Origin of the sequence: Maritalea porphyrae (assembly GCF_027213965.1) — a bacterium.
Taxonomy (GTDB): domain Bacteria; phylum Pseudomonadota; class Alphaproteobacteria; order Rhizobiales; family Devosiaceae; genus Maritalea; species Maritalea porphyrae_A.
In genome coordinates this window covers 28,591-52,204 of the sequence record NZ_JAPWGX010000007.1, presented here as the reverse complement: position 1 = coordinate 52,204, position 23,614 = coordinate 28,591, and the positions used below count along the sequence as shown (strand labels likewise).

At 49.8% G+C, this 23,614-nt stretch carries 24 protein-coding genes, 1 tRNA gene and 1 pseudogene; 16 read left to right on the top strand and 10 right to left on the bottom strand.

Annotation, left to right across the window (positions count from 1 at the left end; translation table 11 throughout):
• Positions 1 to 162: 162 nt before the first annotated feature.
• A complete protein-coding gene (locus tag O4H47_RS16990; RefSeq protein ID WP_269395208.1) occupies positions 163 to 1,083 on the top strand; it encodes a neutral zinc metallopeptidase in 921 nt (306 codons plus the stop codon).
• Between the two features lie 79 nt (positions 1,084 to 1,162).
• Positions 1,163 to 2,344: an acyltransferase family protein gene (locus O4H47_RS16985; protein ID WP_269395207.1), complete on the top strand. Its 1,182-nt coding sequence runs from the start codon at positions 1,163 to 1,165 to the stop codon at positions 2,342 to 2,344.
• 47 nt (positions 2,345 to 2,391) lie between these two features.
• Here the strand turns inward: O4H47_RS16985 and carA are convergent, their stop codons facing one another.
• Positions 2,392 to 3,567, bottom strand: coding sequence for a glutamine-hydrolyzing carbamoyl-phosphate synthase small subunit (gene carA, locus O4H47_RS16980; RefSeq protein WP_269395206.1), 1,176 nt, complete (start codon positions 3,565 to 3,567; stop codon positions 2,392 to 2,394).
• Positions 3,568 to 3,851: 284 nt separating this feature from the next.
• Here carA and O4H47_RS16975 point away from each other — a divergent pair, with 284 nt between their 5' ends.
• From O4H47_RS16975 to rpoD, 4 genes are all read left to right on the top strand, one after another.
• On the top strand, positions 3,852 to 4,304 hold the full coding sequence (locus O4H47_RS16975) for a GatB/YqeY domain-containing protein (RefSeq protein ID WP_269395205.1): 453 nt from the start codon (positions 3,852 to 3,854) through the stop codon (positions 4,302 to 4,304).
• A gap of 7 nt (positions 4,305 to 4,311) precedes the next feature.
• Positions 4,312 to 4,824 carry a GNAT family N-acetyltransferase gene (locus tag O4H47_RS16970; RefSeq protein WP_269395204.1) on the top strand — a complete coding sequence of 171 codons (513 nt, stop codon included), beginning with the start codon at positions 4,312 to 4,314 and terminating at the stop codon, positions 4,822 to 4,824.
• A gap of 65 nt (positions 4,825 to 4,889) precedes the next feature.
• A complete protein-coding gene (dnaG, locus tag O4H47_RS16965; RefSeq protein ID WP_269395203.1) occupies positions 4,890 to 6,833 on the top strand; it encodes a DNA primase in 1,944 nt (647 codons plus the stop codon).
• Between the two features lie 183 nt (positions 6,834 to 7,016).
• Entirely contained in the window at positions 7,017 to 9,014 is a 1,998-nt protein-coding gene (gene rpoD / locus O4H47_RS16960) for an RNA polymerase sigma factor RpoD (RefSeq protein WP_269395202.1), read from the top strand.
• Between the two features lie 48 nt (positions 9,015 to 9,062).
• On the opposite strand, the gene O4H47_RS16955 is transcribed toward rpoD, so the two are convergent.
• Entirely contained in the window at positions 9,063 to 9,422 is a 360-nt protein-coding gene (locus O4H47_RS16955) for a winged helix-turn-helix transcriptional regulator (protein WP_269395201.1), read from the bottom strand.
• Between the two features lie 134 nt (positions 9,423 to 9,556).
• On the opposite strand from O4H47_RS16955, the gene O4H47_RS16950 reads away from it, so the two are divergent.
• Positions 9,557 to 10,270 (top strand): MBL fold metallo-hydrolase, encoded by a 714-nt coding sequence (locus tag O4H47_RS16950; protein ID WP_269395200.1) that lies wholly within the window; start codon positions 9,557 to 9,559, stop codon positions 10,268 to 10,270.
• Between the two features lie 666 nt (positions 10,271 to 10,936).
• Entirely contained in the window at positions 10,937 to 11,224 is a 288-nt protein-coding gene (locus O4H47_RS16945; RefSeq protein WP_269395199.1) for an HlyU family transcriptional regulator, read from the top strand.
• A gap of 31 nt (positions 11,225 to 11,255) precedes the next feature.
• Here O4H47_RS16945 and O4H47_RS16940 read toward each other — a convergent pair whose 3' ends face one another.
• Both O4H47_RS16940 and O4H47_RS16935 read right to left on the bottom strand, forming a co-directional pair.
• Entirely contained in the window at positions 11,256 to 12,692 is a 1,437-nt protein-coding gene (locus tag O4H47_RS16940) for an MFS transporter (protein WP_269395198.1), read from the bottom strand.
• Entirely contained in the window at positions 12,692 to 14,149 is a 1,458-nt protein-coding gene (locus O4H47_RS16935) for an MFS transporter (RefSeq protein ID WP_269395197.1), read from the bottom strand. Before O4H47_RS16935 ends, O4H47_RS16940 begins: the two co-directional genes overlap by 1 nt.
• Positions 14,150 to 14,443: 294 nt before the next feature.
• Between O4H47_RS16935 and O4H47_RS16930 the strand changes: the two genes are divergently transcribed.
• The 6 genes and pseudogenes from O4H47_RS16930 to O4H47_RS16910 all read left to right on the top strand — a co-directional run bounded on the left by O4H47_RS16930 (position 14,444) and on the right by O4H47_RS16910 (position 18,609).
• On the top strand, positions 14,444 to 15,082 hold the full coding sequence (locus O4H47_RS16930) for a helix-turn-helix transcriptional regulator (protein WP_269395196.1): 639 nt from the start codon (positions 14,444 to 14,446) through the stop codon (positions 15,080 to 15,082).
• Positions 15,083 to 15,143: 61 nt separating this feature from the next.
• Complete coding sequence (locus O4H47_RS16925; protein ID WP_269395195.1) at positions 15,144 to 15,758, top strand: LysE family translocator; 615 nt, start codon at positions 15,144 to 15,146, stop codon at positions 15,756 to 15,758.
• 139 nt (positions 15,759 to 15,897) lie between these two features.
• A pseudogene (locus O4H47_RS18200) lies at positions 15,898 to 16,320 on the top strand (ATP-dependent zinc protease); the annotation flags it as partial.
• 57 nt (positions 16,321 to 16,377) lie between these two features.
• Positions 16,378 to 17,301, top strand: coding sequence for a 30S ribosomal protein S6--L-glutamate ligase (gene rimK / locus O4H47_RS16920; protein ID WP_419719643.1), 924 nt, complete (start codon positions 16,378 to 16,380; stop codon positions 17,299 to 17,301).
• 31 nt (positions 17,302 to 17,332) lie between these two features.
• Positions 17,333 to 17,785: an ankyrin repeat domain-containing protein gene (locus tag O4H47_RS16915; RefSeq protein WP_269395193.1), complete on the top strand. Its 453-nt coding sequence runs from the start codon at positions 17,333 to 17,335 to the stop codon at positions 17,783 to 17,785.
• A complete protein-coding gene (locus O4H47_RS16910) occupies positions 17,785 to 18,609 on the top strand; it encodes a sulfite exporter TauE/SafE family protein (protein WP_269395192.1) in 825 nt (274 codons plus the stop codon). The genes O4H47_RS16915 and O4H47_RS16910 overlap by 1 nt, the downstream gene beginning before the upstream one ends.
• Before the next feature lie 33 nt (positions 18,610 to 18,642).
• Here O4H47_RS16910 and O4H47_RS16905 read toward each other — a convergent pair whose 3' ends face one another.
• Together O4H47_RS16905 and O4H47_RS16900 are read right to left on the bottom strand one after the other, a co-directional pair.
• The gene (locus tag O4H47_RS16905; RefSeq protein WP_269395191.1) at positions 18,643 to 19,371 is read right to left on the bottom strand and encodes an SIMPL domain-containing protein; all 729 of its coding nucleotides are present in this window, start codon (positions 19,369 to 19,371) and stop codon (positions 18,643 to 18,645) included.
• A gap of 135 nt (positions 19,372 to 19,506) precedes the next feature.
• Positions 19,507 to 19,812, bottom strand: coding sequence for an ArsR/SmtB family transcription factor (locus O4H47_RS16900; RefSeq protein WP_269395270.1), 306 nt, complete (start codon positions 19,810 to 19,812; stop codon positions 19,507 to 19,509).
• A gap of 245 nt (positions 19,813 to 20,057) precedes the next feature.
• Here O4H47_RS16900 and O4H47_RS16895 point away from each other — a divergent pair.
• Positions 20,058 to 20,134 (top strand) — tRNA-Ile (locus O4H47_RS16895).
• A gap of 94 nt (positions 20,135 to 20,228) precedes the next feature.
• The gene (locus O4H47_RS16890; RefSeq protein ID WP_331283688.1) at positions 20,229 to 21,077 is read left to right on the top strand and encodes an AbiJ-NTD4 domain-containing protein; all 849 of its coding nucleotides are present in this window, start codon (positions 20,229 to 20,231) and stop codon (positions 21,075 to 21,077) included.
• A 15-nt stretch (positions 21,078 to 21,092) separates the two neighbouring features.
• Here the strand turns inward: O4H47_RS16890 and O4H47_RS16885 are convergent, their stop codons facing one another.
• The 4 genes from O4H47_RS16885 to O4H47_RS16870 form a co-directional block, all read right to left on the bottom strand.
• A complete protein-coding gene (locus tag O4H47_RS16885; RefSeq protein WP_269395189.1) occupies positions 21,093 to 22,160 on the bottom strand; it encodes a tyrosine-type recombinase/integrase in 1,068 nt (355 codons plus the stop codon).
• Positions 22,161 to 22,338: 178 nt separating this feature from the next.
• Positions 22,339 to 22,581 carry a hypothetical protein gene (locus O4H47_RS16880; RefSeq protein WP_269395188.1) on the bottom strand — a complete coding sequence of 81 codons (243 nt, stop codon included), beginning with the start codon at positions 22,579 to 22,581 and terminating at the stop codon, positions 22,339 to 22,341.
• Entirely contained in the window at positions 22,574 to 23,155 is a 582-nt protein-coding gene (locus tag O4H47_RS16875; RefSeq protein ID WP_269395187.1) for a hypothetical protein, read from the bottom strand. The genes O4H47_RS16880 and O4H47_RS16875 overlap by 8 nt, the downstream gene beginning before the upstream one ends.
• A 112-nt stretch (positions 23,156 to 23,267) precedes the next feature.
• The gene (locus O4H47_RS16870; RefSeq protein WP_269395186.1) at positions 23,268 to 23,579 is read right to left on the bottom strand and encodes a hypothetical protein; all 312 of its coding nucleotides are present in this window, start codon (positions 23,577 to 23,579) and stop codon (positions 23,268 to 23,270) included.
• Positions 23,580 to 23,614 lie beyond the last annotated feature (35 nt).

Here is a 23,614-nt window from a genome sequence, read left to right as displayed (position 1 = left end):
ACCGCTATTGATGGCTTAGTGCTAGATCAGATGTGTTGCGGTTTAGCGGCAACTGGACGACAGTTTTGTGAAAATAGGGTTTCCCGGATGCGTGCAAAAGGGCTTGTATTCTAAGGGGGTGATGTTAGATGATCGACAAAGCTTAAAAGGGGATATGAGCGCATGAAGTGGCAAGGTCGGGATCGCAGTTCAAATATTGAAGACCGTCGCGGCAAGCGTTCAGGTGCTTCTGGTCGTTCGACCGGACGCCGCGTGCGCATTCCAATGCCAGGTGGCCGTGCTGGCAAGGGCGGCGCTGGTGGTTTATTGATGCTGGTTGTTGTGATTGTGATCTCTCTAGCGCTGGGGATTAACCCTATGAGCTTTCTTGATGGCTCTATTTCAACCGGTGGCGATGCACCATATCGCCCCTCGGACACCCGTCCGTTGCCTGATGCGGGGAAAGATGAACTGTTTGACTTTGTTGCGGTCAACCTGAACGAAACAGAAGCGCTTTGGACACAGGTCTTTGCTCAAAATGATATGAGCTATCGCGCGCCGGTATTGGTTGTGTTTTCCGGTTCAACCAGCTCGCCTTGCGGCACAGCAAGTGCGCAAACGGGGCCGTTTTATTGCCCTGCAGACGAAAAAATCTATTTAGACTTGGGCTTTTACGATCAGCTTCGCCGCCAGTTTGGGGCAGGTGGAGATTTTGCGCAGGCCTATGTGTTGGCACATGAAGTGGGACATCATGTGCAGCAGCTTACTGGGGTTTTGCCAGAGTTTAACAAGCAACGTCGCGCCATGAGCACCAACGAAGCCAACGCTTATTCTGTGCGGGTAGAACTGCAAGCAGACTGTTACGCGGGTGTGTGGGCGAGCTATGTTGGGGAAATGAACTTGCTCGAACGCGGTGATATTGCAGAAGCGCTAAATGCGGCAGAACAGATTGGTGATGACGCCATTCAAATGCGCAGCCAAGGGTTCGTGGTGCCAAAGAACTTCAACCATGGCACATCAGAACAACGCCAACGCTGGTTTGAGCGTGGATATAAAAGTGGCAATGTGGGGCAATGCGATACATTTGGGGCTGAACGGCTCTGAAATTAACATTAACAAGAGGTAAAGATTGCGCGTGAGAGCTTTCCGTATTCAATGGGAGTTGAATTCGGAAGGAAAACACATGCCACTTGCGCCGCCTTTACAAGAGATCTCTAAACCTGGTGCTCAAATAGTCGCAAAACGTGACCAAACACTGGATATATTCCGGGCGGTCGCTGTGCTGCTGGTGGTTTTGTTTCACTATACAGCTCGCTTACCTCAGTCCGTGTTTGGCACCGTTGATCACGTTGTTCCAGCCGTGAGTTTTGGTTGGGTTGGGGTGTATTTCTTCTTCATCATCTCAGGCTTTTGCATTTTCTTTACGCTAGAACGTGCGCCGACGATTTGGACATTTTTTGCGAAACGTTTTTCGCGGATATATCCAGCGTTCGCAGCTGCTGCTGTCCTTTTGTTCGCCTTAGATCAGGTATTCCATCTGCCGAATTTGCCCGAATACTTCTATCGCGAAAGTGCACCAACTATGGCCGATTTGCTCGGCAATCTATTGTTACTTGGCGGAATATTTGAATGGGTCAATGGTTCGTTTTGGTCAATCACTGTGGAAGTGCAGTTCTATATTTTGATTGGTTTGATGGCGATGCTGGTGAAAGACGGGAAGAAATTAGCGCGGTTCTTCGCTTATACTGCGTTGGCAATGGGAATTGCATGGATGTTGATGGAAGTCGCAAGTGCTGACATTGCCGTAATTGGAAAGTTGGCCACGGGGCTCAAGAAAGCGATGATTGCGCCATATTTGCCATTTTTTGCGCTTGGCGTTGTCGGCGTGCAGCTGAAGGAGCATCTAAAAGATTTCAGCAACCTGTTTGGTCAATTGGCAGTGCTTAGTGTGCTTATTGTGTTCTTGATGAGTGGGGAAGGTGAGCCGCAATTGCTGAGCGTGCAATCGACCACCACAGCACTGATTGTTGCCGCGCTAATTGTCGTTTTCTGGGCCTACAGTGTTGGATGGCGGATGCCGCATATCCCATTGTTTGGCAGCGCATTAGCCCACATAGGGCTGCTCAGTTTCTCTTGGTACTTGTTGCACGAAAACGTTGGGTTCTTGCTTCTGGACGCGTTAAACCCGACTCTGCCTTATTGGCTAAGTGTCCTTGTGACGATGGCGACGACTTATGGTTTAGCGATTGTGTTCTCGAAGGTTTTCGAGTGGCGTTTCCGTAAGCCAGCGGAATGGATATTTGCGCGGACTTTAAGCATAGTTGCACGGAACGCACCAAGAAAACTAAGCGAAGGTCTGAGTTAACAGACCTTCGCTTGTTTGTGATTGAATGGTACGCTTGAAATTAGAACCTACGCGTCCGCTTTTACGCCGCGCACATTGTCCAAGAAACGCTTGAACAAATAGTGGCTGTCGTGCGGGCCCGGTGATGCTTCTGGGTGATATTGTACCGAAAAGATGGGTTTTCCGGTAACCGCAAGGCCGCAGTTTGATTGGTCAAACAGAGAAATGTGCGTTTGCTCGATACCTGCAGGCAAGCTATCTGCATCAACGGCAAAGCCGTGGTTCATTGAGGTGATTTCCACTTTGCCTGTTGTCAGGTCTTTAACCGGGTGGTTTGCGCCATGGTGGCCTTGGTGCATTTTGACCGTTTTGCCGCCAAGTGCCAAAGCCAAAATTTGGTGGCCTAGGCAAATGCCAAAGATTGGTTTTGCGCTGGCAATCAGTTCTTTGACAATGCCAACCGCATATTGGCCTGTCGCTGCTGGATCACCTGGGCCGTTGGACAGAAAAATGCCGTCTGGGTTGAGGTCCAAAATGTCTTTGGCTGGTGTTGACGCGCTCACAACGGTTACGGTGACGTCTTCATTGGCGAGGCAGCGCAAGATGTTTGCCTTCGCACCATAATCAATTGCCACAATGTGATTTTTTGGATTTTGGATTGGTGAGAAACCTTCGTTCCACACCCAACGCCCTTGTTTCCACTCATAGGTTTTGGCGGTAGAGACGTCGGCCGCAAGGTCTGCGTGTTCTAGCCCCTTGAAGCCAGCAAGGGCATTTGCAATCGCTTCTTCATCAAAAACACCGTCTGGTGCGTGGGCGATAACGCCATTTGTTAGGCCATTTTCACGGATGAACGCAGTGAGAGCGCGCGTATCAACCCCGGCAATGCCGATGATGTTCCTGTCTTGCAGCCAAGCATTCAAATGCTGTGTTGACCGATAATTTGATGGGTTGGTTATGTCGGCTTTTAGCACACACCCTTTAGCGCCTGTGTCGCTTGCATGCTCAGGTGTTTCAACATCTTGGTCGTTGGTGCCCACATTGCCGATGTGTGGAAAAGTGAAGGTAATGATTTGGCCCGCATAGGAAAGATCTGTGAGGATCTCTTGGTAACCAGTCATGGCTGTGTTGAAGCAAACTTCACCAACAGCATGTCCGGTTGCGCCAAGGCCTTGGCCCTCAATGCGCGTCCCATTTTCCAAAATCAAAAGTGCGGTGGTTTTATCGTCTTGCCAGCCGGTCATCTCAAATCCTTTTGACGCTTATTGTGGGCGTAAATTTGACCGATCCTCAGACCCCGTTTTTGCCGCTTAGATGTGCGTTTGCCCATGCCTTAAGGCCCGCTGCGCTCAAACTGGTCCGGATCGGGCGGACACTATGTGAGAACAAGCGCGGCGTCAACAGATTCGAGGGAAAGATTTAGCAGTGAAAAATCAGTGGGTTAAATGCACTGGGAAAGAAAAAATTGGCATAAGCGTTTTGCTTGGGTATAACCGAGGCAGAAATCATCAGGGAATTTTACGAAAATATGCGTGATAAAATTAGCTCAGCGCTCAAAGATGCCATCAAAGCGCGCGATGCGCGACGTACGGGCACCTACCGTTTGATCAATGCGGCGATCAAAGATCGGGACATTGAAGCACGGGGGCAGGGCAAAGAGCCTGCCAGCGAGCAAGAGATTTTGCAGATCATGCAAAAAATGGTCAAACAACGCGAAGAATCAGCCACTGTTTATGCTGAAAATGGTCGCGAAGAATTGGCCGCTCAAGAGCGTGAAGAGATTGCGGTTATTCAAGAGTTTTTGCCACAACCGTTGAGCGAAGATGAAGTGCAAGCCGCAATCAAAGACGCAATTGCAGAAACTGGCGCTGAAGGCCTGCGGGACATGGGCAAAGTTGTTGGTGTGCTGAAGGGCAAGTTCCCCGGTCGTATCGACTTTGGGCAAGCCTCGCGGTTTGTAAAAGCGGCGTTGAACGGCTAGCTTTATTATGGCAAAACCTGCCGTTGTTTTAGAGAAGATTGCGCCGCATCATTGTGCGGCGCTTTTGCGTTTTGAACTTGAAAACGCCAGCTATTTTTCTGGGTTTGTGCCACCACGGGCGCCTGAAATGCTGACCGAGGTTGGCATGAGCCATGCAATTGCTGCGCTTGAGTTGGATATGCGTTCGCAAGAAGGGCTTTATTTTGTTGGCCTTATTGGTGATGAAGTGGTTGGACGCATAAATTTCACCATTGGTGGCGACCAGGCCGAGGTTGGCTATCGGGTGGCTGAGCGCTGGCTGGGAAAAGGCATTGCGGGGCAAATGCTAGAGTTGGGCGTTGAAATGCTGTGCGCTGATTATAAGATCAATCGGCTCATTGGGCGGGTGATGACAACGAACCTGGGGTCTACCCGCGTGCTTGAGCGCGCTGGTTTTTCTAAGTTTAATATCGAAACTGGCGGCGGTGAACAGCGCGGCTTTGGTGGGGATATGGTGTCTTTTGAGCGTTGGCTTGTTTGACGCAAACTGATACGAAACGTTCTTTGCATTTGCCATTACATCCCTTTGACCATTAGATTGAGACCATGCGGTTCACTGATCAATTCCTAGACGATATTCGTGATCGAATTTCGATCTCCCAAGTTGTGGGAGAGCATGTGGTATGGGACAAGAAGAAGTCGCAACCCCAAAAAGGGGATTTTTGGGCCTGTTGCCCGTTCCATGGTGAGAAAACGCCCAGTTTTCACGCAGACGACCGGCGCGGTCGCTATCATTGTTTTGGCTGTGGCGTTTCCGGCGATCATTTTCGGTTCTTGGTTGAAAAGGCAGGGCTGCCATTTCCAGAAGCCGTTGAAAAGCTAGCGGGGCAGGCGGGCCTGCAGTTGCCCGCAAGAGATGCACAAGAGGAAGCCCGAGATCGTAAGCGCAAGTCGCTTTATGATGTGATGGATTTGGCGACCAGCTATTTTGAGCAGGCTTTGGCTGCCAATGTTGGTGCCCGCGCGCGCGGTTATTTGCACGAGCGTGGTGTGTTGCCCAAGTTTCAGCAGATGTTCCGTTTGGGTTTTGCACCAGACAGCCGCAATGGACTTAAAGAATACCTCGCGTCGAACGGGGTGACGGCCAACGAGATGATTGCTTGTGGGTTGTTGGTATCTGGTGATGATATTGCAGTGCCATTCGATCGGTTTCGCAATCGGTTGATGTTCCCTATATTGGATTTTCGCGGTCGGGTGGTGGCCTTTGGTGGTCGCGCCATGTCGCCTGAAGCGCGGGCGAAATATCTCAATTCACCGGAAACAGAGCTCTTTCATAAACGGCGCACGCTTTACAACGGGCAAATGGCCCGCCAAGCCTCCCACGACGGCAAGCCGTTGATTGTGGTTGAAGGCTATATGGATGTGATTGCGTTGGTGCAGGTGGGCTTTGAGGGTGCTGTGGCGCCGCTTGGTACGGCCCTAACGGACGAGCACTTGGGCTTGTTGTGGAAGATGACCAACGACCCGGTGCTGTGTTTTGATGGAGATAGCGCGGGGCAACGGGCTGCCTATAAGTCCATGGACATAATGCTGCCGATGCTTAAGCCAGGGGTAACTGCGCAAATTGTGACGCTGCCCGACGGTGTGGACCCTGATGATCTGATCCAGAAAGAGGGACGCAAGGGGCTAGAAGAATTGCTGAATTCGGCTTTGCCATTGTCTGAAGCCGTTTGGGAGCGAGAAACACGCGGTGCGAACGTTGGCACACCTGAAGCAAAAGCGGCGCTGGAGTTCAAACTAAAGAATATCGCCAATGAAATTGCGGACGCTTCAGTACGCAAGCATTATGGGCAAGCGTTTAACGATAAGCTCTATAAGTTCTTTCGGCCGCAGCGTCAGTATGGTGGGCAGCAACAGCGCACGAACAATAGTGGATATAACAAAGACGCAAAGTCTGGCGGATACTCAAACGCCAAAACACAGCGTGGCGGTTATCAAGTGTCCAATGCGCTTAAAAAATCTCTTTCGGCGAGCAATTCAACGAGCGGCGTGGCATCACGCGAAGCGGTGATTTTGGTTGGGTTGATTAATCACCCCGAACTTGTGGAAATGCATCTTGAAGATTTGGCGCAAATTGATTTGCAGTCGTCCGCGGCTCGAAAAATCTTGGATGTGGTGATATCGCAAGTTTCGGCCAATCACGAAATCAAAAGCAAACAGCTGCGCGAGGCGCTTGAGCGGCGTGGTTGCGCGATCGATTTGGCGCAAATTGACAATGTTGTTCGTCAACAAGGCATATGGCAAGTGACGCCTGAAGCGAACAGTCAGGACGCCGAGGTTGGATTGAATCACGCTTTGGCCTTGCATTATAAATCACATCGATTAAATAGAGAGCTGAAGGCAGCCGAAATGGCGCTGGGCAATGACCCGAGCGAAGAGTCGTATGAAAGGCTGCGAGACATCCAGAACCAGATTACCAGTGTGGATGGCACTGAGGCTCTGATTGAGGGGTTTGGTTCGTTATCTGGGCGCTCGACGCGGAACCTGTGATTTAGGGTGGCCGGTCGGCGTTTTTGTGCATCTAACTGCTAAGTTATTGCATTTGGTAACGAAACGATAAGCATGATTGTCTATTCCCTTTGGGGAACGAAGTGCAATCGCCCTTGTCTTGGCCTGATTGTCTCACCACATATACTCGGCGATTTTGCCGGCTACCCGTTCAGGAGAATGTGAATGGCGACTAAGGCTCAGAAAGAAACTGAGAAGCCAGAATCAGGCGAAAGCCAAGACGGCCCACTTCTCGATCTTTCCGCATCCGCGGTCAAGAAAATGATCAAGGGCGCGAAAAAACGCGGCTATGTGACTTACGATCAGCTCAATGAGGTGCTGCCTTCTAACGAGGTGTCATCCGAGCAGATCGAAGACATTATGGCTATGCTTTCAGAAATGGGCATATCCGTAATCGAAGAAGATGAAGTGGAAGAGCACGAGGCGGAGCAGCGTGCAAAAACCGGAACCGAAGTTGCTGTTGCAACCGGTACGGCCATTGCGTCTAAATCGAACGCCCGTGAAGGCTCTGATAGAACAGACGACCCTGTGCGCATGTATTTGCGCGAAATGGGCACCGTTGAGCTGTTGAGCCGTGAAGGCGAGATTGCGATTGCGAAGCGCATCGAGGCGGGTCGCGAGACCATGATCGAAGGCCTTTGCGAAAGCCCGTTGACGTTTCAGGCGATTATTATTTGGCGCGATCAGCTTGCTGAAGGCGAGATTTTGCTGCGCGATATTATCGATCTTGAGGCAACTTACGCTGGCCCAGATGCAAAAACCGCAGAGCCTAACATTCATTCTGATGCTGCCGCGAAAAAAGCGGAAGAAGCAAAAGAAGAAGAAAAGGCAGAGGGTGCAGAAGGCGAAAACACTGACGACGATGATGATGACGATGATGATGAGTTCGAAAACAATCTCTCATTGTCCGCAATGGAAGCGGAACTAAAACCGCAAGTCGTTGAGATTTTCGACCTAATCGCGAGCACATACGCCAAACTGCGCAAGCTGCATGACGAGCAAGTTGAGCTTCGTCTTATTTCAAAAGAGCTGACTGCCGCTCAGCAGAAGAAGCTTGCAGCCTTGCATGTTGAAGTAATCAAGGAAGTTAAGTCCTTGTCATTGCACAATGGGCGTATTGAAGCGCTGGTTGAGCAACTTTATGACATCAACAAAAGCTTGGTGCGTATTGAGGGCCGTTTGCTGCGTTTGGCGGAAAGCTATGGCATTAAGCGCCTAGATTTCTTGGGACAGTACCAAGGCTCAGAGCTTGATCCAGAGTGGATTGACCGTGTTTCGACGCTGCCAATTGCAGGTTGGACAAATTTTGCCATTGCAGAGCGTGATACGATTGAAGAGCTGCGCGACGAGATTAAAACCCTCGCGCAAGAAACCGGGGTGGATATCGCTGAATATCGCCAGCTTGTACATAAGGTGCAAAAAGGCGAACGCGAAGCGGCCATTGCCAAGAAGGAAATGGTGGAAGCCAACCTTCGTTTGGTGATTTCGATTGCGAAGAAATACACAAACCGTGGTTTGCAGTTCTTGGATTTGATCCAAGAGGGCAATATCGGTTTGATGAAGGCGGTTGATAAGTTTGAGTATCGCCGTGGGTATAAGTTTTCGACTTATGCGACATGGTGGATTCGCCAAGCGATCACACGTTCAATTGCTGACCAAGCCCGTACCATTCGTATTCCGGTGCATATGATTGAAACGATCAATAAGATCGTTCGGACATCGCGCCAGATGTTGCATGAGATTGGCCGGGAACCGACGCCAGAGGAATTGAGCGAAAAGCTGCAAATGCCTTTGGACAAAGTTCGCAAAGTATTGAAGATTGCTAAAGAGCCGATTTCTTTGGAAACACCAATTGGTGACGAAGAAGACAGCAACTTGGGCGACTTCATTCCTGACAGCAATGCGATCCAACCGATTGACGCGGCGATCCAATCGAACTTGCGTGAAACAACAACACGTGTTTTGGCCTCGCTAACACCACGTGAAGAGCGTGTGTTGCGGATGCGCTTTGGTATCGGCATGAACACAGACCATACTTTGGAAGAAGTTGGTCAACAGTTCAGCGTGACGCGGGAACGTATTCGTCAGATTGAAGCGAAAGCCTTGCGCAAGCTTAAGCACCCAAGCCGTAGCCGCAAGCTACGCTCGTTCCTCGATAACTAATCGAGTTGGTATAGTTGAATTGATTAAGGGCCCCGATGGGGCCCTTTTTTATGCGGCATGGTTGCGATGTTCGATGCGCCGGCTCTTTTCCCAATAATAGAGCTCAAGCAGAATAGGTGCCAAGCTTTTTCCTAACTCAGACAACGAGTAGATGACCCTTGGTCGACGTTCATTGGTAGGCGTGCGAAGTATGATGCCTTCTGCTTCCAATTCTCTGAGCTGATCTGTGAGAACCTTTTTGCTGGCATTCGGTAACGCGCGAATGATTTGGGCAAAATGCATTTCGCGCTCAGCAAGCATGTGCAGCATAATCGGTTTCCATTTTCCGGAAAAAGTTTGGACTGCAGAGGCCACCGGGCAGTTGCTTGCGTTCATCGCGTAATTCGCGGCCGGTTCAATATCTTGCATGGTCACTCCAATATCCATCGTGTATATGCACAGTATATGCGCAACCGAGCGGGAAAGCCATAGGGCACAAAATTGTAACGGATTGCCTGCAGGGTTTGAACATCTATTCTCCGCGCGAAGTCAGGAGATTTGATATGGATTTTAGAATACAGCGTGTTCCCGTTATGAGATTTGGTATGGTCAATGCCTATGTCATTCAATCAGGGTCAGGAGTGATTTTAGTTGATGCAGGACTGCCAAATTGCGAGGCGCGCGTCGCCAAGAGTTTGGCACGACTAGGACTAGAGTTTAGGGATGTCGATTTAATCATTGTGACGCATGGACATTTTGATCATGCGGGGAACGCAGCAGTGCTTCGAAAACTCTGCAATGCCCCGGTGCTAATCCATAAGCGCGAGGCGATTTATTGCGCTGGCGAAGAGAAAATGATGTTGTGCCCAACTGGCTGGGTCGGAAAATTACTGCTTCGCTCTGGCGCGCCGCAATCTCCATTTGAGTTTTTTACACCCGAACTTACGATTGATGGAAACGACAGCTTTGACCTTAAGCCTTACGGCATCTCAGGTTATGTCACGCCGACACCAGGGCATACGCCGGGTTCAATCTCTGTTGTGCTTGAGAATGGTCATACGTTTGTCAGCGACCTCGTAGCATCTGGATTAGGACTGGGTGGCATAATTCCAACGGGAATTGCCAAACGCCCACCGTTTGAGGAACGACCCGATCAGGTTGCAACGGAACTTGAAAGATTGCTCACTGATGGAGCTAGACATTTTCATTTGGGTCATGGATTTAAATTGGCTTCACGTGCGATTGAAAAGCATATTGAATTGCTCAGGAGAATGTAGGCGTTTAATTGCGCGGGTTTTTGTCTAACGGAGGGCCCCGACGGGGCCCTTTATTATGCGGTGTACATTTGTTGTTTGCCGGTGGGTTTTTCGTGATTTTGATCGTCGCCAACGGCCCAATGGACGCACAAACGAGGTTTGATCGGCGCTAACGTCACGAAAAAACGGACAAAACTAGCTTAAGTGATTCAATTGATTCAACAAAAGCTTTGTGGGTCACAAATGCAGGAATCTCTAACTGAGTAATGGGGCACATGGGCTGGCTTTAGGGAATGTGATTCAATGCCAAGTGGTTAGAGCATTTTCTTGAATCAAATTATGAGTAAGCTATCGGCACTATTTTCGATTGGATCTTGGCACTCGCGCAGATAATGCCAAACAGGAGCGCTTCTCTGCGAATAGCAAATAGTGATTCAATTTCAGATGGTTGTTTTGATTTGTTGAATCAATTCATAAGGATAGCCGAATTAGCTTGAATTGTTCTATCTTTTAAAACCTAGCAACTCGTTAAAACGAATGCGCTTTACGAAGAACTTTTGTTTTACGACCCAAAACAAAGTTGACCATAGTTGGAGCATTGAGCGTGAATCTGTTAGTTAGATTGTTATTGGCAACTGCACTGGTTGTAGATTTACGGAACGAGCCCAGTTGAAGAGAAGGAAGATTATGTCATTTTTAAAAAAGCTCTTTGGCATTGGGGGTGAGCCTGCATCAAGCGAGCCGAAGGTGCTTGGTGAGGAGCACCACCTTGACTATCTGATCAAGGCAACGGAAATGAAAGTGGGATCTGAGTATCAGCTTTCCGGCATCATTGAAAAAGAGATTGATGGTGAATTGAAGTCATCAACATTCATACGTGCTGATCGACTTGGCAGTCCTGAAATGGCAAAAAGCGCGGCAATCGACAAGGCCAAGCAAATCATCAAAGAACAAGGCGATAGCCTGTTTGGGTGACATGTGGACTGCTGATTTGGTTGTTGTGGGGCTAGGTTTGGATCGGCGCGGCGAGGTGCCTTTGGCGCAATCTAAGTGATATTAAGTTCGCGCAGAATGCCAAGCCCGCAAACACCAACATCATCATGCTGCCCGAAGTGCGGGCGATATCTGGATCAAATACAGATGAAGTTGGTGTGCCTTCAAAAAGGCCAAACATTTGAGCGGTAAGCCCAGCAAGTGCCGCGCCAATTACTGCACCGGTAAATGAAGTTGGTGCGATCGCTCCTGAGGTCGTTGATCGTTCGGCTTGAGACGCTCTTGTTATAATGACTTTGCGGTTGAATTGGCTACTGGCACCCATAGCTGCCCCTTGCACCGCAAATCCGAAACACACAATGCCCAGCGAGCCAAAATATAGACCAGCGGCTGAAATGGCCATGCCCACCGCATAGGAAAAACTCCCGAGCTGGATCATTCGAAATTCGATGATGGGGTCGTCAATTTTGTTGGTGAGCCATGCGACAGTTGTCCAAGCAAAAGCAATGATTGCCAATGCGTAGCCCGCTTGAAGTGCGGACAAGTCCCAAACCGAGCGCAAGAGCGACGCGAAATAGACGTTGCCTGCGGATGCCGCCAGTGGAATGAGGAATATCATTGTCATGCAGATCGAAACAGCTGTGTCTTGGGTGAAGGGCCGCGCGGGCAATAGACGGTTAGTGGCTTTGTTGTCTAGCCACATGAAGCCCGCCAGCATTGCAAGTGAGGTGACGATGATGACGGCGAGGATTGCTGGCGTTGTAAACTGCCCTGCCGCGCCCATAACCAGCAGGCCCACGGTGAGAAGCACAAGCCTTTTGATCGGTAATGGATCGGCTTGCTTTTTAGCCTCTTGTTTGGGAATGGCGCGCCAGGCAATGGCCAGCAGGATAAGAACAAGCGGCACGTTGAACAAAAAGGCTGCGCGCCAAGAAATGAACTGATCCATAACCCCCGCAAACAATGGACCTGAAGCTGCAGCGACTGACCAAATGACAGAGCTAAGCGCAAACATGCGGGGCAGTAGTTTCGAGGGTAGAAGGTCTGCGACCAATATATAGATCAGCGACAAAAGCATGCCTTCGCCGATGCCTTGTAGTCCTCTGCCAAGAATGACCAAGGTCAAATGGTTGGCCATACCTCCGAGCAGTGAGCCGAAAAGCAAGATCAAGCAGGCAATAGAAAAGATGTTGCGCGCACCGATCTGGTTTTTGTAGCTACCTGCGACCACGCCGGCGACGATGGAGCCGACTTGAAACAGCGCGAACAGCCAGAACATATATTCGCGACCACCCAAATCAACAACGATTGAAGGCACAATGGTGACCGTAACGTAGCTGTTTACAGCATGTGAGCCGACAATCAGAATGTTCAGCATGCTCAACAGAATGAATTCTTTTGAAAACAGCTTGTTGAAATGGTCGGGCGGTCTTTGTGTTGGTGCGCTCATTACTCTGCAATTGGTTGAGTATTATTGGATCGCTCGGATTGGGAATCATCAAGCGGAAGTAGGAATGACATCACCATAGCAGGCACCGACAAGGCAAAGAATGTCAAATACATTTGCGTTGCCACGACTGAGGCTACTTGTGCATCCAAAATGCCAAATGTTGGTGTGCCACCGAACAGACCAAGGCTTAGCGCTAGGATGCTGGCGAATGCTGCGCCGATGGCGCCCGCGGCGCTATCTATAGGAGGTAGGATTGAAGATGTTCGGTCTTTCTCTTTATGCGTGGCTGCATGCATGATTTTCTTTTCAAGAAATATCGTAGACGTGCCTAATCCCAAGCCGAGAATTGCAAAGCCAAGTGTGGCGATGGTGAGGTTGGTTAGTGACCAGGCTAAAGCAGTAATTGGAAAACTAAAGGTAATCATGGTGATGCCGGTGCGTATAAGCAGCAGTTGGTTTTTTAACTTTGCGACACCAGATAATCCCCACGATGCAACAGACCAAGCCGCTGCAACGATTGATGCCAGGAAGCCTGCATAAATGGGACTGAGTTGCCACATGCTTTGGAGTAGAGCGACACCATAAACACCATGACCGCCGACCGCGATTGAGATTGAAATGTTTGTCCAAATACCTAAACCGATCGTGCCTTTAGTGGTGAATATCTGATTGGGCAACATCCGGTTTTTCGCGCGCTTGTCGCGTTTGATCGCAAAAGCGAGCAACGTGAATGAGAAGGCTAAAATGGCAAGGATTAAAACTGGGTTTGTAAATTGTCCGGTTAGGCAAATGCCGGTGATTGCGGAAACGAAAAGAGCTAGTCGGGCGATAGGAATCCGCTGTCCGTCTTTTTGGGACGGTTGTTGTTTCACGGCGTATCTTGATTGCACCACAAGAAGGATGGCGATGACGAGATTGACCAAAAATGCGCTACGCCAGCCAAAACTGGATTCTAGCAGGCCAGCGGCGAGGGGGCCAATTGCTGAAGCTGCGGCCCAAACCACAGCAAGCATGCCGATCATGCGTGCCATAAGATTGTTGGGATAGCTTTCGCTCAAAATGATGTACGATAGCGATATCAGCAGGCCTTCAGCAAAACCTTGGATGCCACGACCGAGAACAAGGTAACCGAAGTGTTGTGCGAAACCTGCAAAACAAGAGCCGACGACCAGCAAGGCAGCCGCCAAATAGATTGTATGCCGGCCGCCAAGTTTATCTTTGATCTGGGCGGAACCCATGCCCCCGACAATGGCCGCGATTTGAAAAAGGGCGAGCGCCCAATACATCAATTCTTTGCCGCCAATATCCGCCACAATGGTGGGCAGCACTGTACGCGTGACGAACAGGTTTGTGGCGTGTGAGCCAACACTGAGAATTAGGGTAAGCGTTAAGAGGGCACGCCCTTCTTTGAACAGGTCAGAGAATTTAACATGCGCGTTTTCGTCTTGGGTGCTCATTTTGCAATGTCGGCATAGAACTCGTGAACAGATTTTGCCTGTTCACAGGCCGGACAATAGGGGGAGCCCTGTTGATTGGCGGGGGCAGAATTGCCAACCAACAGGGCAGCACGATGCGCCAACGGCTCAACAGGGGGAAACGCTCTAGGGAGAGTGTTGAAGAATTTGTTGATCCACATTTTGGCACCTCGTTATTAAATAAGAAAATTCTTTCTTTATCGGTATTAGGCAGGATTATTTGACAAGTCAAATCTTTTTTTATTAGAGTGGCGCAACAGCTAAGGATCGTTTTTCATGAAAATGTCTGATGACAAGACCATTGAGCGGCTTTTGTTTCTCATCAAAACACGTGGCCCACAAACAGCTGTGGCCTTGGGTGAGTTGGTGGGCACGACCTCTGTCGCTGTGCGTCAGCATATGGAAAAACTGGCCCAGCTAGGCTTGGTGATTAGCGAGGACCGTCGCGAGAGTGTTGGGCGGCCGAAGAAATATTGGCAGCTCACCGACAAGGGTAATCAGCGTTTCCCGGATCGGCACGCGGATTTGACCATTGAAATGATAAGTTCAGTCATTGAAACATTTGGCGAAGCTGGTTTGGATAAATTGATCGCAAAACGCGAACAACGTTCGCTGGACATTTATCAATCGAAGCTGGATCAAAAATCTGCGCTTGGGGCAAAGGTCAAAACCCTTGCGAAAATTCGCGAGGCTGAGGGATATATGGCAGAAGTGGAGCCAGTTGAAGGTGGATTTTTGCTGCACGAAAACCATTGCCCCATTTGTATTGCGGCGACCACATGCCAGGGATTTTGCAAATCCGAGTTGAAACTGTTTCAAACAGTTCTGGGCGAGAATGCGGATGTTCAGCGTGAGAGCCACATTGTGTCCGGCGCACGGCGTTGTACCTATAGGATCGTTGAAAAGGCCCCCTAGCGCTTGTTCGCGCCACATTTTGTGAATAGGCTCGCGCTCATATTCGCCGAGGAGGGCAGTTATGACATTTGAGTATTTTCTAACGTGCATGGTGGTGATCTTGATCCCCGGCACGGGCATGGTTTATGCGGTAGCGATGGCCATTGCGGGTGGTTGGCGCACGGGGCTTATTGCAGCCTTTGCGAGCACAATGGGCATTGTACCCCATCTATTGGCAGCGATATTTGGCCTTGCGGTTTTGATGCACACAAGCGCGGTGGCGTTTCAATTTGTGAAATATGCAGGGGTTGCTTACCTGTTGTATCTGGCGTGGCAAACGCTGCGATCTGCTGGGCCAATTCAGTTGGACGAGAAGCCAAAAGCGGTGCCGACAGTGGCTAAGGTTATTGGTTCGGGCATAGCGATCAATTCACTTAATCCAAAGTTGTCACTATTTTTCATGGCGTTCTTGCCTCAGTTTGTAAATGTGCAAGCTGCAAATAGTACGGTTGAGATGTTGGTGTTGGGAGGCATATTTATGATGCTAACGTTTTTGGTTTTTGCCATATTCGCTGTTCTGGCGTTTTCAGTGCGCCAGCTTCTGACGAATTCGCCAGCATTTATGCGCTGGTTCAGACGTACTGTTGCAGTGAGTTTTGGTTTGTTGGCGGCAAAGTTGGCCGTTTCAGAACAATAGATTCACCGGTTTAGATTCTTAAAATGACTGAAAAATCCCGTCGCGTGGCGGGATTTTTTGCTGTAATGCAGCATTTAAGTTTTCGCGATAGGCTGATGGCAAGGTGCCAACGGGTATCGACGTCGATGGGAATTTTGAGATGACGACTTCAGATGAAGAAATGCCAAAAATCAGCGTGGGCCACGAAGAGTGGATTTCTTTCCCCGATTTGGGGCTGCCCGCTGTATTGGCAAAAGTAGACACTGGGGCAAAGACCTCGTCGTTGCACGCCTTTTCCTACGAGGAAATAGAAGAAGACGGGCAACGGATGATCCGATTTGGTGTGCAGCCGGTTGTTGAGCGTCCTGATGTTCAAATTTGGTGTACAGCGCCACTTGTTGCATATCGCGAAATCATATCTTCAAATGGTCAGGCAGAAATGCGTCCGATTGTGCGCACTATGCTCAAGGTCGGTGAGCACCAGTGGGAGATTGAGCTGTCGCTGACCGACAGAGAATCGATGAACTACCGTAAATTGCTTGGCCGCACCGCAATGGAGGGTCGAATTGTCGTGGACCCTATGGCGGTGCGAATCAATGGTGATTTGGACATTTCGGCCTATGATGATTTGTCGCCAGATATGCCAGAACGCCGGTTACGTGTGGCTTTGTTGAGCCGGGAACCCAACAGTTATTCGACAAAGAAAATAGTTGCTGCAGCTCAAAAACACGACATTGAGATTGATGTGATCAACACCACCCGGTGTTATATGAACATTACCGCAGACAATCCCGCCATCCATCATCAGGGTAAGGAATTGCCCTATTACGATGCGATCATCCCACGCATTGGCGCATCGGTGAACTATTATGGTTTGGCGGTGGTGCGACAGTTTGAAATGATTGGTTCGTTCAGCTTGAACAATGGGGCCGCAATTGGGGCTGCACGGGACAAATTGAACGCCCATCAGGCGCTCGCAAAGGCCGGCATTCCGATGCCGGTGACCGGGTTTGCCCATTCGCCGCTTGATGTGAAAGCAATGCTAGGCATTATTGGTAAAGCACCATTTGTTCTGAAACTATTGGAAGGTGCGCATGGGCGCGGCGTTGTGTTGGCGGAAACAATGAAGGCGGCTGAAAGCGTTATTGCTGCATTTCGGCACTTGCGTGCTAATATTCTGGTGCAAAAGTTTGTGGCAGAAGCGAACGGAGCTGATATTCGCTGCATCGTTTTGGGCAATAAAGTTCTCGGAGCTGTGCAACGCAGAGCCGCAGATGGCGATTTTCGTTCAAACCTGCACCAGCGCGGCAAAATCGTGAAAGTGAAGATCACAAAAAAAGAGCGACTGTTGGCGATCAAAGCAGCGAAAGTGATGGGTTTACGATTTGCTGGTGTTGATATGCTACGCTCAGATGATGGACCAAAAGTCTTGGAGGTAAATTCCACTCCGGGGCTTGAAGGGTTGGAAACGGTCACCGGTGTGGATATTGCTGGTGAAGTTGTTGAATATGTTGCGCGATATGCTCGTTTGCCAGCAGGTGTGGCCAGACGGAAACGCGCATAAGGGAAAACGATCATCGGGGGAAGGAGTTGTTATGCGAATTATCTTGCTTTTGACCATCCTCTTATCGATTTCGGCTTGTGTTCAACGTATGGGCGTTGAGCCCAAGATTTTCCAGATCGTTAGAAATAATGATGCAGCGCAGCTTAGTGCGCTGCTTGATGGCGGTGCTGACGCGAATTTGGTAAATGGCGTTGGGGATCCGCTGATTTATGTGGCGGCAGGACCCAAAGGCGGTCTTGAGGTTTTGCTTGTGCTTTTGCGGGCAGGGGCAAACCCGAATGTCGCCACCCCACCGGGGCGCACTGCGCTGCACAATGCAGCGAGCTGGTGCACGCCGCAGCTAGTTTTAGCCTTGTTGAATGCTGGCGCAAATCCTCACCTTAAGACCAATGATGGTCGAACCGCGTTAGACGCGACTTGCAAGGCCCCGCAAAATTCGCGACAACAGATCATACAGATTTTACGCGAAGCGATGAGTAGATAATGAATCAGATGGTTGACCTGGTGCCCATGGCGCTTTGGCTTGTGGGTGCTGGTGTTGCCGGTGGATTGATGGCGGGCCTTTTGGGGGTTGGCGGTGGCATTGTTATGGTGCCCGTTATGGCGACCGTGTTTCAACTCATGGGGCTGCCCACTGAAATCATTATGCATATGGCAGTGGCGACTTCGCTGGCCGTGATTGTGCCCACAGGCTTGTCGAGCGCGCGTTCACATGCAAAGCGTGGCGCCGTTGCAAAGGACTTGCTGGTACTTTGGGCACCGGCAATGGTGATTGCTTCATTTATTGGCGGCATTAGCGCTGGGTTTTATTCGGCATTTGTGTTGCGCATCATTTTTGGCGTGATGGCGTTCTTTATCGCCATCAACTCGGTTGTTCCCTTGCAAAAGAAATTGATGGAGGGCTTGTCCGCATCCCCCATTACACATCGCTTAAGCGCTGCATTTATTGGCTATATATCATCTTTAATGGGAATTGGTGGCGGCTCTTTGAGCGTGCCAACCATGACTGTGCTCGGTACCCCTGTTCACACAGCGGTTGGCACCAGCTCTGCGCTCGGTGTGTTTATTGCATTGCCCGCTGCAATTGGCTTTATCATTTCGGGTTGGGGAGTGGCTGGACTGCCAGCGTATTCAATTGGGTATATTTCACTGCCTGCAATGGCGGCGTTGGCGGTGGGCGCGATCATGTTTGCCCCGGTTGGTGCTTTTATCGCGCACAAGCTCTCTGCAGTGCTTCTTAAGCGTGTTTTGGCTATCTATCTTTTGATCGTGGGGACCCGCATGATCATTCAAGCGCTCTTTGGATAATTGGGCGACAAATTTGCCGCCCAAAATCTTACGTTACTCAGCGATTTCCCATGTCACATTGACGGTAATCGAATAGTCGATTTCGCCTGCTTGCATTGGCACCGAATCTGACATCGCCATTTCCATCCGGGCCACAGGTTTATATTGCTGGCCGCCATAATTGTTGTTTTCTGAGATATTGATGATCCGGCTCAGAGTAACATTTGCAGCTTGCGCATAAACATCAGCGTTTTTAATGGCCTCTGCCATCGCTTGACGGCGGGCTTCATCTAGGAGCTTGTTTGGGTTCGAAACGGAAAAGCTTACACCATTGATTGAGTTGGCCCCAACCGTTACCGCTTGATCCAGAACCGCGCCCAAATTGTCCAAATCAACAACGCTTACGGTCACCATATTCGACACACGATAGCCGCTGATCTTGGGTGGCAAAACATAACCGTTCTGATCGCGGATGTCGGTGTGTACATAATTTGGCTGCACCGAAAAATCCGAGGTTTGGATGTGGCGCGTTTCGATGCCTGCTGACTTTAGGACGTCAATGAGTGCGTTCATTGCTTCATTGTTGGCCGTAAGGGCTTCGCGTGCTGTTGTGCCCTCAGTCACAACGCCAGAGGTGACAACGGCCATGTCCGGAGCGGCAGTAGCGGCACCTGTTGCACTTATGTTCATCGTGGCCGTCGGCACTTTGTCCTGCGCAAAGCCTGGCAAGGGTGCGCACGCCAAAAATAGGGCCGTTGAAAGGGGCAAAATACGCTTTAACATTTTGATCTCCGTAAAAAATGTCGAGCACAATTGTTGCCACGCTATTGCGGCTCTATTTGGGCAAAAACCAAGCTTGTTCGGCCAAGTTTGCCTTCATTGGCGATTCAATAGTGCAACGCCATAATTCTCTGTGGATCAGCTAAAAGTGCCGTGAACCGCGCTTATGATTGAGCGGACGCGATCATCGGCCAGCGAATAGTAGATCGCTTTGCCGTCACGTCTGGTTTGCACAAGTCCTTCTTGTCGCAACCTCGCCAATTGTTGAGATACCGCCGCTTGGCGTGCCTCCAGCAGATCCTCAAGTTCTGAAACGGATGCTTCTTTTTCTGAAAGGCGGCAAAGAATCATCAAGCGCCCTTCATGAGCGATCGCTTTGAGCATATTTGAGGCTTCCCCAACGGAACTATGCAAATCGGTGGAGAATGAAGGTAATGTGTGCATTTCGCTAGAATCTATAGACATAAGTACATCACTTTCGGGGCAATATGGCCCCATTGATTTAGTATAGTGGGCGAGCAACGGGCTTTGGTGGAAAATACCAAATAGCACCTAGTGCCGCCGCTCAAATGAAGCCGGGCATAAAGCAGCACGGCTAACTTAAATCCTATTCAAAACTGTTAATGTGATCAATGGGGCATTTATGGCTTTTATTTTTTTGTGATGCTTGCTATTAGCCTGTTTGGGTTGGGCCTGTAGCTCAGTTGGTTAGAGCCGACCGCTCATAACGGTCTGGTCGTAGGTTCGAGTCCTACCGGGCCCACCATTTTTTTTAAATAATATCAATGGTTTATTATTTCGTCGACCTGCGGTGTTCGGACACAGCCAATAAATAAACCAATAAAACGATTGGATATGTTGTGCGTGAGAAACGAAAGCAGAGTTTTTCGGAGCGGAATGGTCTTGTGGCCGCGCCCGACCAGTTGCGCCTATACGAGATTTCGAACCAATTCCGTTTGCTGGTTGACTATGCCTTTCAATCGGAAATCGAACGCAACACGGTTTGGGGTCCGGGTAGATCTTCTCTCGGAACATGGGTTAACGTTGCAAAGGATTTGCATGTCAAGTTCTATCGCAAGTCGATTGGAACTTTTAACGACAGTGCCAACATTTTAAAGGAGCAACTAGAAAACTGCACCCGTACATATGAGTACAACCGACTGTTTGATCTGATTGAGTTTTTTGTTGGACATCGGGCGATCACGTCGACGCTTCAAGTTGATTTAATCAATGCTTTTCTTGAAGCCGGGTTGGCTTACCGTATAATTGATTTGCAGGTTGTAGCAATCGGCACCGCCGAGCAAGCGGATACCTTCTTGAACGCGGTCGATGATGCCGAGGAAAGTGGATTTGCCGGTGCGCGGGAGCATCTAGTCTCATCTGGGAAGATGCTAGCTGAAAAGGATTGGCGCTCAAGCGTTCGTGAGAGTATTCATGCCGTGGAATCGGTCGCGAAGAACATTTCCGAAGACGAAAAAGGCACTTTGGGCTCGGCTCTAAAGAAGATCGGAAAACGCAAAGTAATCAATGAAAAATTGAAAGCTGCGTTCGAGAAACTATACAGCTACACAAACGACGAAAACACCGCCGCTCGTCACGCCATTGTGTTTCCTGATTCTGTGCAGGTTGATGAAGCCGATGCATTGTTTATGCTGGGTGCATGCGCTTCTTTTGTATCTTACCTGATCGCTAAAAACGTCGACGGCTAGTCCTATTGTATAACTCTAAAGCGCAGCCGCCGCTGCCCGCATGTAAGACGGGTGATGGTGGCCATAGACACGATCTAACATTTCAATTGACATACCTAAGAAGCCAGCTGCTTCCCACTTGTCAACGCCTCTTTGCATAAGGTGTGTGGCCGTTGAGTGGCGCAGGGTGTGTGGGGTGATGTCTTGTATTCCGGCAAGTTCTGCGCACGTTCCGAATGCGTTTTTGACGCTGGCCAAAGGCTTGCCTTTAAACTGCACCACATAATCATCACTTGTTCGATTCCATCTTTTGAGATGGGCAAGCAAACGCGGTGGAATGGGAACGGGTGTTTGACGCTTGTTGGTTGCATTTTTACCTTCAGCAAGGCGATAAAATAGGCCCGCCTCCAGGTCTATAAACGAGCGGTCCTTACCTCGCATGAATGATGCGGTGAGCACCGCGCTGTGTCGCGTTCCAGTGTAGTAAGCAATTAGAATGAAACGCGCCAGATGGCGTAATGGGCGCTTCTTGGTTTTCTTGCCGCGCTGAACTTCGTGATATGTAAGGCATGTCCAAAGCAATCGTGCTATTTCTGATCGTGACAACCAACGATCTTTGGATGGATTGCGAGGTGGTAGTGCCACCATAACGAGTTCGCGGTGCAAGCCTTGCTTGGCATGATGGTTGATGGCTGATCGCAGATCTTCTAGGTCGCGTCTTGCGCCTTGAACGGTGCCACGATGCTTTACATAGGCACGGCATGTCTCGCCGTTAACATCCGACAGGGCCTTGTTGCCCCAAAATTCATTTAGGCGCTGTATGCGTCCAATATTGGCGTTTTTGTCTGTGAGGTAGATGCTGAGAACGTCTGCGACGCCAATATGATCAATGTCGCGCTTCTTTTTGCGCGGATCGTACTTTAGTTCTGAGTATTGGCGCAGCTTTTCTTGAGCGCGTTCAACTTCGCGTTTAGTGCATCCTGTGGCGATATGTTGTTTGTTGTCGATAATGATCCAGAGCCCGTTGGCAATGATCCGTCCTGACTGTTTGTCACGGCGTTCTTTCCTAAACCAAAGGTAGGGGCCTTTTGCGGCAGCTGGCATCTTTGTTTCATCTCTTGAATGTGGCGTCTTGTTACAAAGAAGCTACGGCCAAGCTTCAATGCTGGCAAGTCACCCTTGCGAATGAGGGTGCGAACAGTGTTTAAAGTGCCGCCACCATGCGGGAAGATGATTGGCACAGCCTTTGAGATCGGGATTGGAGCATCAAGATCAACCACGTTCACGCCACTTTCCTTTCAAACAAGTGCAAAATGTCGCTGGCAGGGCCAGAATATGTGTAGGTGGCGGTGAATTGTGCGCGCCCGCCGTGGAACTGAGTTGGTCTGGAACAGCCAGGGCAAGTCCGGTTGGCATGTTTCATGGCTGCAGTCTGATCGGTGGACATTGGCAAGGTGCCGCCAAGCCACATCACGTCGCAGTGCCGGCAACCAAACCATTGTGCGGTGTAAACAGTATTAGCCATTGGCATTGGCCTTTTGCGCATCCATGTGCCACTCCATATAAGTGCCAAATGCATCTATGGCTTTGATCAGCAGCGCCTCACGCTTTTGTGGCTGAATAACTGTTGTGGCCGGTTGGTAGGGGATAGTAGTGTTTTTGGTGTTTTCCACCACGTCGCGCAATTCTGTGGCACGGGCAATCATATCAGCTGCGTGCAGGCGATCCCTTGCGCCATTGCTTGGCAACTCAACTTCAATCGATTGCAAAAACATATCGAGCATGTGGCGTTCGTGCTTTTCCACAAAGCCACCACTGGCATGGTCGACAAAGCTTTTAAACGGACCCGTTAGATCGCCGGTGCCATCTTCTGGTACATCATGGACCAGCCCATAAATCTTTTCGCCAGGTGCTTCGATCAGATCAGCAACCAACAAAGAATGCTGCAAAACGCTATACTCAAACTTGATGTTGCCTGCCCATCGGTTGATGAAGCTCATCTGTTTGAATGTGGCCCATGGGTTGAATGGGCCATAGTGTACGTGCGCAAAATTGATGCTGGATCCGTCTGCACGGTTAGCAATGAATTGTTTGCTCATGCTGAGATCCACAAGAAGATTGAATATGGGGTGCAGGTGAATGTGTAGACGAGGGCACTTGCAGCCAACGCTGCAGTGCCTGCCGCCATTTCGCTAAAGGGAACGCCGCCCATTAGTGAGCCATCTGGCGACGAACACCACCAAGAACACAGGCAAATCGTGGCCCTGCGGCTGAAAGGATGGCGTTGAGGTTCCTTTCGATCTGAACCTTTGTTAGACCCGATTGATCAAGTCGGCGTTTTACCTGAATTTCGTTTGGCTTTTCCACGCCGCAAATCGATTGGCGTCCAACTTCAATCACATTGTGGTCGGCAATTGCTGGTGGGTCGCGCTGTTCAATTTCATCTTGGCAGGTTTGGTCCAAATCCATGCCTGGGAACGGTTTATCGAATGGGCTGAAAGTTGAATAAAGGTTGTGCTTCATTGTGCATCTCCATGGTTGGTGATGTAATAAAGTAG